Origin of the sequence: Actinomadura spongiicola, from assembly GCF_003432485.1 — a bacterium.
In the GTDB taxonomy this organism is placed as follows: Bacteria; Actinomycetota; Actinomycetes; order Streptosporangiales; family Streptosporangiaceae; genus Spirillospora; species Spirillospora spongiicola.
Genome location: NZ_QVNQ01000004.1, coordinates 201,601 through 217,030, shown reverse-complemented (window position 1 = coordinate 217,030; position 15,430 = coordinate 201,601). Strand labels below are relative to the sequence as shown.

At 71.4% G+C, this 15,430-nt stretch carries 16 protein-coding genes; 1 reads left to right on the top strand and 15 read right to left on the bottom strand.

Annotated features, from left to right (window positions below):
• Nucleotides 1–70 precede the first annotated feature (70 nt).
• A complete protein-coding gene (locus D0T12_RS13775; RefSeq protein WP_117399958.1) occupies nt 71–1,495 on the bottom strand; it encodes an MFS transporter in 1,425 nt (474 codons plus the stop codon).
• A 65-nt stretch (nt 1,496–1,560) separates the two neighbouring features.
• On the opposite strand from D0T12_RS13775, the gene D0T12_RS13770 reads away from it, so the two are divergent.
• On the top strand, nt 1,561–2,067 hold the full coding sequence (locus D0T12_RS13770; RefSeq protein ID WP_199487444.1) for a winged helix-turn-helix transcriptional regulator: 507 nt from the start codon (nt 1,561–1,563) through the stop codon (nt 2,065–2,067).
• A 3-nt stretch (nt 2,068–2,070) separates the two neighbouring features.
• Here the strand turns inward: D0T12_RS13770 and D0T12_RS13765 are convergent, their stop codons facing one another.
• The 14 genes from D0T12_RS13765 to D0T12_RS13700 all read right to left on the bottom strand — a co-directional run bounded on the left by D0T12_RS13765 (nt 2,071) and on the right by D0T12_RS13700 (nt 15,418).
• Nucleotides 2,071–2,733 carry a GTP-binding protein gene (locus tag D0T12_RS13765; protein ID WP_117399957.1) on the bottom strand — a complete coding sequence of 221 codons (663 nt, stop codon included), beginning with the start codon at nt 2,731–2,733 and terminating at the stop codon, nt 2,071–2,073.
• Nucleotides 2,714–3,166, bottom strand: coding sequence for a DUF742 domain-containing protein (locus D0T12_RS13760; protein WP_117400422.1), 453 nt, complete (start codon nt 3,164–3,166; stop codon nt 2,714–2,716). The genes D0T12_RS13765 and D0T12_RS13760 overlap by 20 nt, the downstream gene beginning before the upstream one ends.
• A gap of 5 nt (nt 3,167–3,171) precedes the next feature.
• A complete protein-coding gene (locus tag D0T12_RS13755) occupies nt 3,172–3,591 on the bottom strand; it encodes a roadblock/LC7 domain-containing protein (protein WP_117399956.1) in 420 nt (139 codons plus the stop codon).
• Nucleotides 3,588–6,200, bottom strand: coding sequence for a nitrate- and nitrite sensing domain-containing protein (locus D0T12_RS13750; RefSeq protein ID WP_117399955.1), 2,613 nt, complete (start codon nt 6,198–6,200; stop codon nt 3,588–3,590). Before D0T12_RS13750 ends, D0T12_RS13755 begins: the two co-directional genes overlap by 4 nt.
• Nucleotides 6,201–6,272: 72 nt before the next feature.
• Nucleotides 6,273–6,620 carry a hypothetical protein gene (locus D0T12_RS13745; RefSeq protein WP_117399954.1) on the bottom strand — a complete coding sequence of 116 codons (348 nt, stop codon included), beginning with the start codon at nt 6,618–6,620 and terminating at the stop codon, nt 6,273–6,275.
• A gap of 83 nt (nt 6,621–6,703) precedes the next feature.
• Nucleotides 6,704–7,291, bottom strand: coding sequence for an ATP-binding protein (locus D0T12_RS13740; protein WP_158581493.1), 588 nt, complete (start codon nt 7,289–7,291; stop codon nt 6,704–6,706).
• A 104-nt stretch (nt 7,292–7,395) separates the two neighbouring features.
• Nucleotides 7,396–7,977, bottom strand: coding sequence for a PadR family transcriptional regulator (locus tag D0T12_RS13735; protein ID WP_117399952.1), 582 nt, complete (start codon nt 7,975–7,977; stop codon nt 7,396–7,398).
• A 57-nt stretch (nt 7,978–8,034) separates the two neighbouring features.
• Entirely contained in the window at nt 8,035–9,879 is a 1,845-nt protein-coding gene (locus D0T12_RS13730; protein WP_117399951.1) for a fatty acyl-AMP ligase, read from the bottom strand.
• 9 nt (nt 9,880–9,888) lie between these two features.
• On the bottom strand, nt 9,889–11,571 hold the full coding sequence (locus D0T12_RS13725) for an acyl-CoA dehydrogenase family protein (protein WP_199487443.1): 1,683 nt from the start codon (nt 11,569–11,571) through the stop codon (nt 9,889–9,891).
• 169 nt (nt 11,572–11,740) lie between these two features.
• Nucleotides 11,741–12,202, bottom strand: a complete 462-nt coding sequence (locus tag D0T12_RS13720; protein ID WP_117399949.1) for a nuclear transport factor 2-like protein — start codon at nt 12,200–12,202, stop codon at nt 11,741–11,743.
• 12 nt (nt 12,203–12,214) lie between these two features.
• The gene (locus tag D0T12_RS13715) at nt 12,215–13,033 is read right to left on the bottom strand and encodes an SGNH/GDSL hydrolase family protein (protein WP_117399948.1); all 819 of its coding nucleotides are present in this window, start codon (nt 13,031–13,033) and stop codon (nt 12,215–12,217) included.
• 36 nt (nt 13,034–13,069) lie between these two features.
• Nucleotides 13,070–13,765, bottom strand: a complete 696-nt coding sequence (locus D0T12_RS13710; protein WP_117399947.1) for an SGNH/GDSL hydrolase family protein — start codon at nt 13,763–13,765, stop codon at nt 13,070–13,072.
• Nucleotides 13,762–14,019: an acyl carrier protein gene (locus tag D0T12_RS13705; RefSeq protein WP_117399946.1), complete on the bottom strand. Its 258-nt coding sequence runs from the start codon at nt 14,017–14,019 to the stop codon at nt 13,762–13,764. Before D0T12_RS13705 ends, D0T12_RS13710 begins: the two co-directional genes overlap by 4 nt.
• A gap of 376 nt (nt 14,020–14,395) precedes the next feature.
• A complete protein-coding gene (locus D0T12_RS13700; protein WP_117399945.1) occupies nt 14,396–15,418 on the bottom strand; it encodes a sulfotransferase family protein in 1,023 nt (340 codons plus the stop codon).
• Between the last annotated feature and the right edge of the window lie 12 nt (nt 15,419–15,430).

The window sequence follows — 15,430 nt, the reverse complement described above, 5'->3', positions numbered from 1 at the left end:
CGGGGCGTCCGGGCGAACCGGGCCGTCGGGCCCGGGTCAAGGTCTCGTCCGGCGCCCCGAGTCGTGGGGGTCAGGAGGTACCTGCGATCACTTCCGTTTCTGTGTCGGGGACGTTCGGGGACGGCCGGGGACGGCGCGGGTTCATGCCAAGGGCGGCGATCGCGGCGACCGCCATGAACCCGGCGACCATCAGCCAGGCGTTCAGGTAACCGTTGTGCGCGTCCGGGTAGCCGTGCGGGGAGCCGAGGATCGCGACGGCGAGGCTGACGCCGAGGACGGTGCCGATCTGGCGGCTCATGGTGACGACCGCGCTGCCGGTCGCGTACCGGTGGGACGGCAGGTCGACGGCGGCGGCGGACAGGATGGTGGGCAGGGCGAGGCCGACGCCCGCCCCGCCGATGAGCCAGCCCGGCAGGAGCCCGGAGAGATAGGCCGGTGCCGGGCCGAGGCTCATCGCGATCATGACGACGCCGAGCGCGCAGAGCATGCATCCGACGGCGGTGATCAGGCCGGCGGGCATCCGGCGGGCGGCGAGCCGACCGGCGACGATCGCCATGATCGGCACCATCAGCGGGCCCGGTGCCACGGCGAGCCCGGTCCGGATGGGCGAGTAGTGCCAGATCTGCTGCATCCAGAGGACGCCGAGCAGGAGGTTCGCGGCGAACGCGACGCTGAACAGCAGGATCGTCGCGTTCGACCAGGAGAAGGTGCGGACGGCGAGCAGGGACGGCTCGATCACGGGCGCGGGGTGACGCCGGGAGCGGAACCAGAACCAGGTCACGCCGAGCAGGGCCGCGGCGATGGTGAGCGCCGTCCGCTGGCCCGGCCAGTCGTTGATCTTCACGAGGCCCAGGGCGAGGAGCGCGACGGCGGCGGTGAGCGCCACGGTGCCGGGCAGGTCGGGGACGCGGGCGGTGGCGCCCTCGCGGGAGTCGGGGACGAGCCGCAGGGCGAGCAGCGTCACGGCGATCCCGATGGGGAGGTTGATCTCGAAGACCCAGCGCCAGGAGAGGTCGACGAGCACGCCGCCGACCGCGGGGCCCGCCGCGGCGGCGACGGCGGCGGAGGCGGACCAGATCCGTACCGCGCCCGCGCGACGCGCCGCCGGGTAGGCGGCCAGCAGCAGCCCGAGGCTGGTGGGGATGAGCGCGGCGGCGCCGGCGGCCTGGACGACGCGGAAGGCGACGAGCCACCACAGCGACGGCGCGGACGCGCACGCCTGGGACGCGACGGTGAAGACGACGAGCCCGGCGACGAGCCCGCGCCTGCGGCCGTAGCGGTCGGCGAGGCGGCCGAGCGGGACGAGCAGCGCGGCGAACACGATCGCGTAGCCGTTCAGCACCCAGGACAGGTCGGCCATCGATTGCCCGGCGAAGTCGCGGCCGATGTCGGTGAACGCGACGTTGACGATGAACAGGTCGAGGCCCGCCAGGAACGAGGCGGCGGAGAGGACCGCGAGCACCCGTCCGGGACGCACCTGACTTTGTTCCACCATAGTCAGGGAGGCTAGCGAGCCCGCTGACTTTGGTCAAGCAAAGTCAGCAGGTTTATAGTGGTCGGGTGACCATCGCACTTGAGGGGCATTTCGCCGACCGTGACAGCTGGTCGATGCAGAACTGCCCGGTCGCGAGGACGCTGGCCGCGCTCGGCCCGCCGTCGGCGGTGCTCGTGCTCAGCGAGGCCTACTTCGGGACGAACCGCTTCGGCGACTTCGTCCGCAACCTCGAAATGACCGAATCGGCCGTCACCGCGCGCCTGCGTCACCTCGTCAAGGCGGGCCTGCTCAGCCGGGAGCCGTACCAGGAGCCGGGGCAGCGCACGCGGTACGAGTACCACCTGACGAAGATGGGTCGCGATCTCGCCCCGACCCTCGTCGGGCTCATGGAGTGGGGCGAGACGTACCTGCCCGGCGAGGAGGGACGGCAGGTCGTGTTGACGCACGCCGGGTGCGGCGAGGCCGTGACCGCGCAGGTCCGCTGCGCGGACGGCCATGACGTCGGCGTGGACGAGATCGTCATGGGCCCCCCGCAGCCGCCCGACGACGAGCAGCCGGAGAGCCGGGCCTGACCGTCAGGGGTGCGCACCTTGAACTCGGGAGCCGCCGACGAGGCGCAGGGCGTGTTCGACCAGCGACACCAGCACCTCCTTCGCCGACGTGGCGTGGCGCGCGTCGCACAGCAGGACGGGCACGTGCGGGTCGAGGGCCAGCGCCGTCCGGATCTCGTGCGGCTCGTACCGGTCGGCCTCGTCGAAGCAGTTGACCGCGACGACGAACGGGGTGCCCTTCCGTTCGAAGTAGTCGATCGACGCGAAGCTGGCCGTCAGCCGCCGCGTGTCCGCGAGGACGACCGCGCCGAGCGCCCCGAGGGACAGCTCGTTCCACATGAACCAGAACCGTTCCTGGCCCGGCGTGCCGAACAGGTAGATGGCGACGCCGTCGCGGAGCGTGATGCGGCCGAAGTCCATCGCCACGGTCGTGGTCGTCTTGGCGGCCACCCCGTCGAGGTCGTCCACGCCGACGCTCACATCGGTCAGCGCCTCCTCGGTGCGCAGCGGACGGATCTCGCTGACCGCGCCGACCAGTGTCGTCTTCCCGACGCCGAACCCACCGGCGACGAGGATCTTCAGCGCGACGCGCGGGCCGTCCGCCGAGCCGTCCGCCGGGCCGTCGCTCGCGCCGTCGGTCGGGGCGTCCGGTTCCGGCGGGTGGGGTTCAGAGCGCGCGGAGCTCATCGAGCACCTTTCTGAGCAGGTTCGGGTCCGTGTGCGGTGCGCCCGCGTGCGGGCGTCCCGTGGGGTTCGCGTTCAGCGGGTCGGGCGCCGGGGACCACCGCTGGACGTCCACGAGCCCCGAGTCGAGCAGGTCACCGGCCAGGACGCGGATCACGCCGAGCGGCAGGTCCAGGTCCGAGGCGAGGTCGGCGAGCGCGGACGGCCGCCTGCACAGCGCCAGCATCCGGCGCTGCTGACGGGACAGCCGTCCGGGCTCGGCGGGCCGTCTGCCGGTCGCGACGAGGATCGTCACGATGTCGAGGGGCTCACCGTTCGGGCGGGTGCGGCCGCGGGTCACCGCGTAGGGGCGGACGACGGGTCCGGCGGCGGCGTCCAGCCACCGTTCCCTGCCCGTGCCTCCGCGGTCGGGGGCTCCGGCGGCGTCGCGGTCCATCGCGGTCACCCGGCTCCCGGGCCGGGCCCGTTCCGCCTGAGACCCGTGGACAACTGCCGACCGACACGCTTGACCAGCATCGTCATCTCGTACGCGACGAGGCCCGCGTTCGCCCCGGCCTCGCTCAGCAGCGCCAGACAGCTGTTCGTTCCGGCGGGGACGACGAAGAACAGGCCGCGGTCCATCTCGATGAGGGTCTGCCGGATCTCACCGGAGTCCAGTTGCGGTTTCGCCCCGAACGCGAGGCTGTGGAACCCGGCGGCGAGGGCCGCGAGGTATTCGGCGTCGTCGCGGGCGACGCCCCGGGACCGGCCCATGACGAGACCGTCCCTGGACAGGACGACCACCTTGCGGATCTGCGGCACCCGGTCGATCAGGTCGTCGAGGAGGAAGTTCAGCTCCGCCGCGGCTCCGTGCTGGGTCATGATCGTTCCTCCCTGTCGTCGGCGAGGCCCTCGTCGTCGTCCCTGCCGCGCAGCCACCCTGCCTGGAGCGAGGCGAACAGGTCGCGGGACGCCTCCGCCGACCGCGCCTCCCACGCGGCGACCGCGTCGTCCGCCTCCGGTGGGGATCCGGGTTGCGGCGGGACGGCTCCGGCGGGTTCGTCGCGGAGTTGCGGCGCCAGGTTGCCGCCGCGCACACGCCGGGGAAGCGGTGCCCGCCCGCCGCCCGGCCGCGCGGGGGAAGGCTGGGCGCCGAAGGACGCGGGCGGTGCCTCGTATGACGGCGACGGCGGGGTCTCGTACGACGGCGGGGTCTCGAACCGTTCGTACGAGGGCCGGTCCTCGGTGGACGACGGCGCGCTGAACCCCGCCGTCGCGTCATACTCCGGCGGGCCCTCGGAGGGCGCCGAAGCCGCCGTGTCAGGGATCGGCGCGTTGAGCATGGCCCCGTAGATCGGTGGGGGTATCGGTGGTGACGTCGGTGCCTGCGGCCATGGGTGCATCGTGCCGTTCGTCGCGGCCGTGCCGTTGCGGACGGATTCGGGGCGGACGGCGGGGACGTCGTCGGCCGTGGCCCGTGGGTCGTCCTCGTCGTCGGGCTGGTCGGCGTCCACGATGAGTTCGCGCGGGATCAGCACGACCGCGCTGACACCCCCGTACAGCGACGGCTGCAACGCGACCTTGATGCCGTGCCGTCCGGCGAGGCGGGCGACGACGAACAGGCCGAGGCGGTCGGTGACGGCGAGGTCGAACTCGGGCGGACGCGACAGCCGCAGGTTAAGCGCGTCGAGTTCGGCCTGGTCGAGGCCGATGCCGCGGTCGATGACGTCGACGGCGAACCCGTTGGCGCCCATCTCGCCGCGGACGAGGACCTCGGTCGGCGCGGGCGAGAACACCGTGGCGTTCTCGATCAGCTCGGCGAGCAGGTGGACGATGTCGGCGACGGCCTCGCCGATCACCGCGGCCCGCCCGGACATGACGACGACCTCGACGCGCGTGTAGTCCTCCACCTCGGAGACGGCGCCGCGCAGCACGTCCTCGACGTGCACGGGCCTGCTCCAGCCGCGGCCGGGGGACGTCCCGGACAGGATGACCAGGCCCTCGGCGTGGCGCCGCATACGGGTGGTGAGATGGTCGAGGCGGAACAGGTCTTCGAGCGCCTTCGGGTCGGTCGCGGCGCGCTCCATCTCGTCCAGCATGCGGAGCTGGCGGTGCAGCAGCGACTGGCTGCGCCACGCGACGTTGAGGAACACGCGGCTGATGCCCTCCCGCAGGTACGACTCGCGGACGGCGGTGTCGATGGCGGTGCGCTGCACCTTGGTGAACGCGTCGCCGACACGGGCGACCTCCTTCGTCCGGCCCCATCCCATGACTCCGACGAGCGGCGGGACCTCGGCGTCCACGTCGACCTCCTCGCCGCGGCGGAGCCGGGCGACCACGCTCGGCAGGCGGTCCTCGGCGAGGTGCAGCGCGGCGCGTTGCAGGCCGCGCAGCTCGCGGGACAGGCTGCGGGCCGCCAGCAGCGACAGCACGATCGACGCGACGACTGCGAGCAGGCCGAACCCGCCGGCGACGACGAGCCGCATGATGATCCGCTGCCCGATCGGCTCGGCCATCTCGTTGAGCGCCAGGCTCGCCTGGGTGATCTTCTGTGCCCAGGCCTGCGAGAGCAACTGGGTGGTGGCCTGCCAGTCCGCCGCCTCGGGCGGCAGCCGCCCGTCGCGGGCGTTGACGATCGCGGCCTCGGCGGCGCGGTAGCGCGCGAACCGGTCGGACGCGGCGAGCTGCTCCAGCGGTCCGCGGATCTCGGCGTTCAGGTCGGCGAGCCCGGCCTCGAACTCGTGGCGCCCCTCGGCGGCCCACTGGACGAACGCGGTGTGCTCGGCGGGGGTGAGCCGCCCGTTCCGCGCCATCGCCACAGTGACCAGCGAGTCCTCGCGGAGCATGTAGGCGCGGGCGTTGCCGACGCCGATCAGCGCGCGGCCCTGCGTCAGGATCGCGGCGTCGTTCACCGAAACCAGCCCGTCGAAGACCCGGATGACCTCGTCCAGGACGGTGCTGTAGGAGTTGATGACCTGGAGCGGCTCGACGGTTCCCGCGTCGACCCGGGCGCGTAGCCGCGGCAGCGTGTCGAGCGCGCCGATCGCGGCGGACAGGCGCCTTCGCGTCTCGGGTTCGGCGGCGTCCCTCGCCTCGGCCGACAGCGCGGTCCTGCGGAAGGACGCCTCCAAGGCGTTCACCCGCGCCCGCTGACCGTCGAGTCTCCGATCGCCCGCGGGGTCGCGGCCGGTGAGCGCGACGACGCTGAGGGAGCGTTCGGCCTGGAGCTGGTTCACCAGGTGGAGACCGGGGAGGCCGACGTTCTCGTATGTCGTCGAGAAGTCGTACTTGTCGGACGCGTCGCCGAGCGTGATGCTCGCGGCGAACGTCCACAGGGCGATGAGGGAGACCAACGGGACCAGCAGCAGGGCCGTGATCCGCAGGCGGATCGGGCGTTTGCGCCGACCCGCCGTTCGGGCGGACGCGTGGTGCGGGGTCTCGCCGGTGGGGGCGGGCGCGTAGGGGTCCGCCGGTTGTCCTTCGCCAACCATCAGATCACAACCTTGTGGGGGGAGCTGCCGGTCTCGGACGGTCCGTTCGTGGGTTCGTGGGGGTAGGTGCGGTCAGGGCCGTGCTTCGTCCAGGGCGGCGCGGGCGACCAGGCCGCGCAGCCGATCGGTGATCATGGTGACGGCGCGGGCGTGCCCGCGGGCGGCGTTCTCCCGCGTGGTGTACCGGCCGACATCGGCGTGCATCGACAGGTCGGACACGATCGTCTGCCACAGCAGGGGCGTTCCGTTCGCCGCGACGCCGAGGTCGATCACGGTGAACCAGGTGGACACGACGACGACCACGCCGCCGACGCGGACGACGTCCTGCGCGAGCAGGCGCCCTCGTACGTCCAGGAGGAGCCGTTGGGCCTCCTCGGCCGTGGCGGGTCTCCCGTCCGAGCGGTAGTAGTCAACGGGCATGGGTGCCTCCCAACGCCGTGCGGGGGGTGGGTGGGGGCGGGCGGGGCGAGGGGTGGGACGAGACTGGGGCGGCGCGGGACGGCTCAGCGCCCGGAACTCGCGTCCGGTGGCCAGGCGTGCAGTTCGCACCAGACCGCCTTGCCGGACGGAGTGTGGTCGGTGCCGTGCCGGTCGGCCATGATCGCGACGAGGAACCAGCCCCGTCCGGTCTCGTCCATGAGGTCGAGCGGCCGTGCCCGGGGGACGGCGGCGCTCTGGTCGTGGACCTCGACTCGGAGCCGGGTTCCGGCGCGCAGCAGCCTGAGCAGCAGCACCGAGCCGGGGATCGTCACATGCCGGACGGCGTTGGTGACCAGTTCGGACACCAGGATCTCGGTGTCGTCACCGACATGTCCGATGTCGGAGCCGACGGTGACCGAGCGGCTGAAGCGCCGCGCCCGCGGTACGGACTCCAGTTCGGCGGGGAGCGTCATCTCGCCGAGCAGGTTCGCGGCGGGCTTGTCACCCGGGGGCGGCCCGTGCGGTCGGGTCACGCCGTTCGACCGGGCCTCGCCGTTCGGGTGGAGCGTGCCGGTCGGTTGGACGGGGGGTGGGGTGGCCAGGGGTGTGGGCAGTTCGATGGTGCGGTGTTCGATGGTGCGGTGTTCGACGGTGCGGTGTTCGCCCGACATGGTGAACGCCTCCTTGACTAAGGCGTGTCGCCCGGACCCGGCGCCGCATGGACGCGGCACCGGGGAGGGGCGCGGGGGGTGGTGCCGGTGCGCCGTGCACGCGGTCATGGCGGTTCACCTTCCTCGGCATGGGCGCCCGCCCGGGCGCGGAGCAACCGGGCGGTGCTGGTGAACCACTCGTGATTCTCCTGCTCGAAGCGCAGGCCGCGGAGGCACGTCAGGTACGGGCCGATCGGGGAGCCGCTCCGCAGATACGTCTCCTCGTCCAGGTCGCCGCGCAGATGCTTCAGGGTGCGCTCGAAGACCTCGATCTTGGCGGCGGACGCCACCGCCCGCTCTTCGAGCTGCGCGATGACGGGGCCCGCGGAGAGGTGGTCCACGGCCTGGACCATGACGAGCAGGTTCTCTCGGATGATGCCCGGTCTGGCGGGGGTCGCCGCGAACCGTTCGAGCTCGTCCACACCGGCCTGCGTGACGGTGTACACGCGCTTGTTGGGACGGTCGTGCTGGATGACCTGCCGACCGCTGATCAGTCCTTCGGTCTCCAACCTCGCCAGCTCCGTGTAGAGCTGTTGCGGTACGGCGTGCCAGAAGTTGGAGACCGACAAATCAAAGATCTTGGCCAGCTGGTAGCCGCTGTACTCGCCGTCCAGCAGCGCCGCCAGCACCGCGTGACGTAGCGCCATCGGCCTTCTCCCCGCCTTGACTCAGGGTGAACCCGACGGTAGCAGACAACGACCTGACTAGTCATGCTTTTGACTAGGTTTGGTTAGGGGGATTTTTCCTATTTCACTGGGAGTTTCTCGCGCGGCGACCCGCCCGGTTCGATCACAGGGCTCTCTGCGCAGGCCGTCCTCGACTTCAGCGGCGAGGGGGACGATCTCGCCGCGCAGGAACGCCTCCCGGGTGTGGTGACGCCGCGTCTTTCCGCTGGTCGTCCGGCGGACCGTGCCGCGCCCGCACAGGACGACGCTCAGCGCGGGCAGCGCGAACGCTCGGGCGACACTCGTCCTGAAGACGGCCGCCAGTTCGTCGAGCGGTGTCCCGGCGGCGGCCCTCGTACTGATCTCCTGGACGAGGACGACGTGCTCACGCCCCACGCCGTCATCCACGGTGAATGCGGCGCCGAGCAGGGCCGCCGGATGGGCCCGCCCGGCCGCCTCCTCGATGTCGTGGGCGTGGATGTTGCGGCCGTTGACGATGACGAGGTCCTTGATCCGGCCGGTGACGTAGAGGTCTCCGCCGGAGCGGAACCCGAGGTCGCCCGTTCGGAGGTAGGGGCCTTCCCCGGCGGACGTGTGCCCGTCGAACGTCTCGCGGCTCGCCCCGGCGTTCTTCCAGTAGCCCAGGGCGACGCTTCCGCCCCTGACCCAGATTTCGCCCACGCGTCCGTCCGGCAGCGGCGCGCGGGTGTCGGGGTCGACGACGCGGACGTCCAACGTGACGGGTCGCCCGCAGCTCACCAGCCGACGCGACGCGCCCTCCGCGCTCGCCGGGACGGCCGTGCCGCCGGTGAGGGCGTCGGCGTCGAAGTCACGGACGACGGCGCCGCCGCCGAGCGGCGCCGCGGAGATGAGCAGCGTGGTCTCGGCCATCCCGTAGCAGGGCATCCACATGCCCGGCCGGAAACCGATCGGCGCGAAACGCTCGGACATCCGCTCCAGCGTCGCGGCCCGGACGGGTTCGGCGCCGTTCTTCACGACACGCAGCGAGGACACGTCCAGGCCGTCCAACTGGCGGTCGGTGACTCGGCGCAGCGCGAGTTCGTAACCGAAGTTCGGCGCCACGGTGACCGTGCCCCGGTACCGGGTGATCAGCTCCAGCCACACCACCGGACGTTTGACGAACGTGATCGGTGACGTGAACACGTAGCGGCAGCCGAGGTAGAGCGGTTGTACGAACTGCCCGACGAGTCCCATGTCGTGGTGGTGCGGCACCCAGCCGACACCGACGGTCTCGGACGTCCCGTCGATCCGACGTTTGATCTCCTCGCCGTTGCACAGCAGGTTGCCGTGGGTGACCATCACGCCCCTGGGCTCGCTGGTCGAACCGGACGTGTACTGGAGGAACGCGAGGGTGTCCGCGGTGAGGCGCGGTGGCGTCCACGCGTCCGGGTCGACGGTTTCGGTGTCGTTGGGCGAGTCGGTGTCGAGGCAGTGGACGCGGCCCGAGAGACCGACGTCGACCAGCCAGGCGCCCAGGACGTCGCGGTGTGCGGTGTCGGTGAGGATCAGCGCGATGTCGGCGTCCTCGATGATCCTTCGGGTGCGTCCGAACCGTTCGGCGTCCAGGTCGGGAAGGGGCGCCGGGACGGCGACGACCCGCGCGTACAGGCAGCCGAGGAACGCCGCCACGAACTCCAGCCCTTCCGGATACAGCAGCAGGACGGCCCTGTCCCGCAGACCGCGCGCCTCCAAGCGGCACGCCAGCCCGCGGGCCCTGCGGTCGAGTTCGGCGAACCCGAGCACGCTCTCCCTGTATTTCCTGGCCGCTCGCGCAGGTTCTTCGCTGATGAAGGTGAACGACCGGTCGTCACCGTGCGCCTGGACGTTCTCCCGGACGAGCGACACGAAGTCCCGATGGCGCATCGTCCACCGTCACTCGTCCCCCGCCGCCGTGGGCGACAGGTCGGCCAGGGACAGCAGCGAGAACCAGCGGCCCTCGTCGGCGTCGCGGAACATCGCGTCCTCAAGCGGCGGAAGGAAGTCCTCGGACAGGAGAGTGTCGGGCTGGACGCGCTGGAGCAGCCGTTGCAGGCACAGCACGAGCCACTGCCCGTCGGCGAACGGCCCGCCGAACCGTTGCCGATTGTGCAGCCACGTCAGGACGCACGAGAGCATCGCGTGCAGTTCGCAGTACCGCTTGGCACGTGCCAGCGCCGCCACCGAGGTGGTGTCGCCCGCGCCCGCCCGGACACCCTGTTCCAGCGTTGCGCGCATACCGCCGACGCCGGACATCAGGTCCTTCAGCTCGGCGGCCACGCCCGGCGCGGCGTGCGCGTCGGCGGTGGTCAGCAACTCCTCGCAGATCACCTCGAACCGCTGGCCGACCTCGTCACGGCCCTCGTTGGTGAGCTGGAGCACGCGGCCGTCGGGAACCCAGGCGGGCGGTGTCCGCGTCCAGCGGAACAGGTCGGCGAGCAGGTCGTCCTCGCGGCCCGTCTCCTCCGGCGGGTCGACCAGATACGGGAGCTGCCCGGCGACGTTGGCGAGGTTGACGTGCGTCGTGCCCTCGAAGATGCTCGCGATCGCGTGGTCGCGTTGCAGTTTCTGGAACACGCCGTGGGCCACGCCCTCACGCAGGTAGCCGCGCGCCGCGAGGACGGTCCCGATGCTGCCCACGACCTCCTCGCCGAGCACCGGCACGAAGTACTTCACGATCGACGACCACAGGCTCAGCCGCTCCGGCGCGACCGTCAGGCAACGCGCCACCGGGATCGCGACGCACTCGGCGATCAGCAGATCCAGATGAGCCTTGAGGAGATGGTCGCGGATGACGGGGATCTGGTAGATGTCCGAGCCGTAGAGGGTGCGGTGCCGCGCGTAGTCCATCCCGATGCGCACCACGGCGTCCATGGTCCCGACCGACAGCGCCGCGATCGCCGTCCGGGTGATCTGGAGCGTCTTCAACGTCTGGACGAGCCCGGAACCGCGCCGTCCGATCACCCGGTCGGCCGGGACGCGCGCCCCCGAGAACGCGACGCCGCTCAGGTCGTGACCGCGCAGCCCGACCGTCCGCACCGGCGGCAGCGTCGACCACGTGTCGGGGTCGAGTTCTTCCTTGTCGACCAGGATGAGCGAGAAGTCCCTCGGGCCGGTTCTGGCGTAGGTGGTCACGAAGCGTCCGCGGGTGGCGTTGCCGACCGGCCATTTCGTGCCGGTCAGCACGAGCTCGTCCCCCTGGAGCTCGGCCTCCGACTCCGAGGCCGTCACATCACTTCCGTGGTCGGCCTCGGAAACACCGAAACAGGCCAGGTCACCGCCCAGCACTCCCTCCGCGACCGTCCTGCGCTGCCGGGCGTCCCCCCACAGCCACACCGGGTTCACCGCCAGCAGCCCCGACCCGTACATCACCGCGACGGTGACGCTGCGGCGCGAGAGCGCGCGTGTGACGAGGAACAGCTCCTCCAACGTCGTCAGCCGCCCCCCGAGGCCGCTCGGCACCAGGTACTCCGGAAAACCCCAGGCCCGAACGGCATCGACCGCACCCGGCGGAAGCGCATCATGTTCCTCCGCCTCAACGATCGCCCGATAGGAGAACGGCCCGGCGTCGTCCTCCATCGGATCACCGAGATACCGATCCAAATCAGCGGCGACCCGATACGCCGCCGACGGCCCCGCGGACCACCGACGTCGCCCGGCGTTCGTGACGGGCATGGTGTCATCAACGGGCGTGGTGTTCGTGAGGGGCGGTGCGGGGGTGACGGGGGGTGCGGGGTTGGTGGGGGCCTTACTGTCCATCGTGTTCTTCGACTCCTGGGGGTGGGCCGGTTCTCTGGTGTGGAGCGGGGGTGGACGGGGCCCCGGGGCCCTCCGCTCCTTCCATCCGCCTTCCGACGACCCGGGCGAGCGTCATCGCCGCGGGGAGGGGGCGGACCATGACGGTCAGGTCGGTGACGAGGCCGGTGTCGCCGAAGCCGAGCAGGTCGAGTCCCTGGACGTCCTTGCCCGCCACCCGGGCGTTGAAGATCAGGGCTCGGGCGGTGGACGCCGTGCTCACCAGCTCGTCGGTGTAGCGGAAGTCCTCGAAGACCTCCAGCAGCACGCCGAGCAGCGCGATGACCGCGTCACGGCCGAGGTAGGGCTTCACCATGATCGGGCTGTGGAACTCGACGGCGGGGTCGAGGGCACCGCGGATCGCGACGAGGTCCTTGGCCTCCACCGCTTCGCGGAACGTTCCGGGAACCGTCACTGATCCGCCTCTTCACTCGCCCTGGGACGCCGTGAGTTCGCCGCCGGGCGCCGGGGCGGCCGGGGCGGCGGCGTCGGCGAGTCCCTCCGCCCAGGCGCGGTAACCGTCGGGCGAGGGGTGGAAGCCGTCGGAGGCGAACAGGCGGCGGTCACGGGCCATCACCTCGTCCACGGGGACGTGGAGCGCACCGCCGGTCCGGGCCGTGTCCGCCATGATGCGGTCCATGGTCCGTGCCCGCGCGCCGAGGACGTGGCGCAGCGGTCGCGGGAGCGTCGGGAAGCGGTGCACGGGCGGCATTCCCGCGAGGACGAGGGTCGCGTCCGTGAACCTGGTTTGTAGGACGTCGACGAGGTCGGTGATGTCGGCCGTCCAGGACCGCAGCGAACGCCGCCTGATCAGGTCGTTGATCCCGACGGTGACGACCACGAGATCGGCGGACGCCCGGTCGACGGGCTCGGTGCCCGGGACGGCCGGGACGACGGCGGCCGGGACGAGGGCGGTCGCGACCCGGCGGGCGGTGGCGCCGCTCTCGCCTGTGACCGACCATGCCACGCTCCGTCGCAGGCGTTTTCGCAGCGTCTCGGCGAGGAAGCCCGGTAGGGCCCGCGCGTGCAGGGAGGCGCCGACTCCGGCGGCGGTCGACTCACCGATCACCACGACGCGGAACACGGGACCGGCCGCCCCGGGGAGGAAGCCGTGCTCGTCGCCCGCCGCGGGGGCGAGCCGGGGTGTGCGCCGCACCGTCCGCCATGCCTGGAAGGCCAGGACCGGCGCGAGCGGAACGAGCATCAAAGCCCCGGGCACGCGGGTTTCGAAGAATGGTTTCTTCATCTGTGTCCCAGAGTTGGAAAATTGGCGGCCGACGCGTCAGCGAATCCGCTCGCCGAGCATGCTTCCCGCGATATGGCTGATCACCTCCGCGACATAGGCGTGTCCCCTCGGGTTGAGGTGGATTCCGTCGGCGTTCCACAGCGCGGGGTCAGCGACTTTCGCCACCGTCTCCCGTTCGGGAAAGGTCGTTCCGAAGTCGCGTGCGGCGCGTCCGAGCTCCTCGTTGAGGTCGGAAATCCGCTGGACGGTCCGCTTCTTTCGGAACTCCGAGATCGGGGACAGGTCGAGCAGCGGCGGCCTGGGCACCGGGATCGCGACGGCGACCGCGCCGACGTCCCGGGCCCAGCCGAACAGTTCGTCGAGCCGGGCGGCGACCTCCGCCCGGTCGAAGCCGCGCAGCGCGTCGTTCATGCCGCAGCCGAGCACCATCAGGCCCGGCCGGAGCCGCCGGACGGCGGGGAGCTGGTCGCGGACGACGTCCTCGATCGTGGCGCCGGGGTCGGCGACGTTGAGCAGGTTCGCGGGGGAAACGCCCAGGTGGCGGGCCAGTCGCCCGGCCCAGCCGAGCCATCCGCCGCCGGGGTCGGGGTCGGCCTGGCCCTCGGCCACGCTGTCGCCGAACACCACCATGACGGGCCCGGAACCCGGCTCGGCGGACCCCGCCCGCACGCCTCCGACCCGCGCGCCTCCGACCCGCACGGCCCCCGCCTCGGTGGAGCCGGGGCCCTTCACGCGACGAGTTCGAGCAGGTAGTCGGCGAGGTCGTTGACCGTCTCGCGCCGCCGGGCCTCGGCCACGTCGACCTCGACCTGGAGATGGTCCTCGATGTCGCTGATGATGCTGATGGCGTAGACGGAGTCCACCCCGTAGCGGGCGAGTTCGACCGTGGGGTCGATGTTTTCGGCGGGCTTGTCGAGGTAGAAGGCGATCCTGTCAAGAAGCCACGATTCCAGCTCGCCGCGGGAAATTGTTTCCGATCTGGTCACCGCACTCCTCCTTATGTCAGAGGATCATCGAATTTCAGGCGATAGCTATCGGAAGACGAGCAACACGCAACATACATGGAATTGGAGGATATGTCTCAGATCCCGATGTGAACGATCGGACACAACCATGTCTCTGTTGCGTAAATTATGTCAGCGCGACGGTAAATCGGCGCAAAGTTACTGCCAGGTAAGGTGTTCCGTTATGGGACCCAGCGCCGCGGAACCGGCGTCCCACCGTCCCCGCGCGTCTCACCGAACCGTTCGTCCTCGCGGGCGGCATGACGGCACGCCACCTGCGTCGTTCCCCGGCGGCCTCGCTTCGGGACGGCCACTGCGGCCCGGCACGTTCCAGGAGGGTTTCGGACAGCATCCGACCTCAGCGCCTGTCCGGCCGTCCGGCCACCGGCACCGGGCCCCTCAGCCGGGAGACGACGGGGTTCGGCTCCCGGGCTTGCGCGAGCCGGTCCATGACGGCCTGCGCGTGCCGTGACCGCCAGCGGTGCGCCGCCATGCGGTGGAACCGGGCGAGGTGCGCGGCGGCGGGACGCGGCGTTCCGGTCAGCGTGTAACCCCGCTCGACCAGTCGCGAGGCGAGGACGTGCTCGACCAGATCCGCCTCCCACACCCGCAGGCGGTCCCGCCACGCCCCCACCGCACGGGTGTTCGGGGCCTCGTGCGTGCGTAGATGCCATTTGCGCGTGGACGGCACCGTCCGGCGGGCGTGCTCGTGCGCCCTGGTCATCTCGGGGTCGTAGTCCTCGCCGAGGAACGCGCACAGCTTCGCCAGCTCCTCCTCCGGGTCGGCGACGAGGTCCTCGTACCGGAGCTCGTAGAACGTGCGGGGACCGAGCCGGGAGGAGAGCGCCTTCCCCGTGTCGATCGCCTCCCGCCAGGTCAGCGCGGCGGCGTAGATGTCGCCCTGGAACCACGGCATCCGCACCAGCGAACTCACCGCGTCTCGGCCGTCCCGGACGAGATGGACGAACTGGGCGTCCGGAAACATCCGCCGGAGCATCGCGACCCGGCGGAAGTAGCTCGGACGCTTGTCGCCCCAGCGCGGCTTGCCGTGCCGCCGCGCGTAGGCGCGGAAGATGATCGCCAGCGCGGACCCGAGCGTCGGGGGCCCGTGCACGATCTCCTCGATCGTCGCGTCGGCGTCCAGTCCGAGGACCCTGAACTTGGTGTCCTCGCCGTGGACGATCCACTCCGCCAGCGCCCGCCGGTTCGCCTCGCGCTCCAGATCGCCGAACGTGTGCCGCACCTCGTACGCGGTGTGCACGAACCGGGTCTCGGACGGGAACGCGACACGCCGATGCGAGTGCAGCATCTGCTGCAGCAACGTCGTGCCCGACCGAGGACACCCGAGAACGAAGATCGGGTGGCTGAGCTGCGGTTTCATGGGCCGCGAACG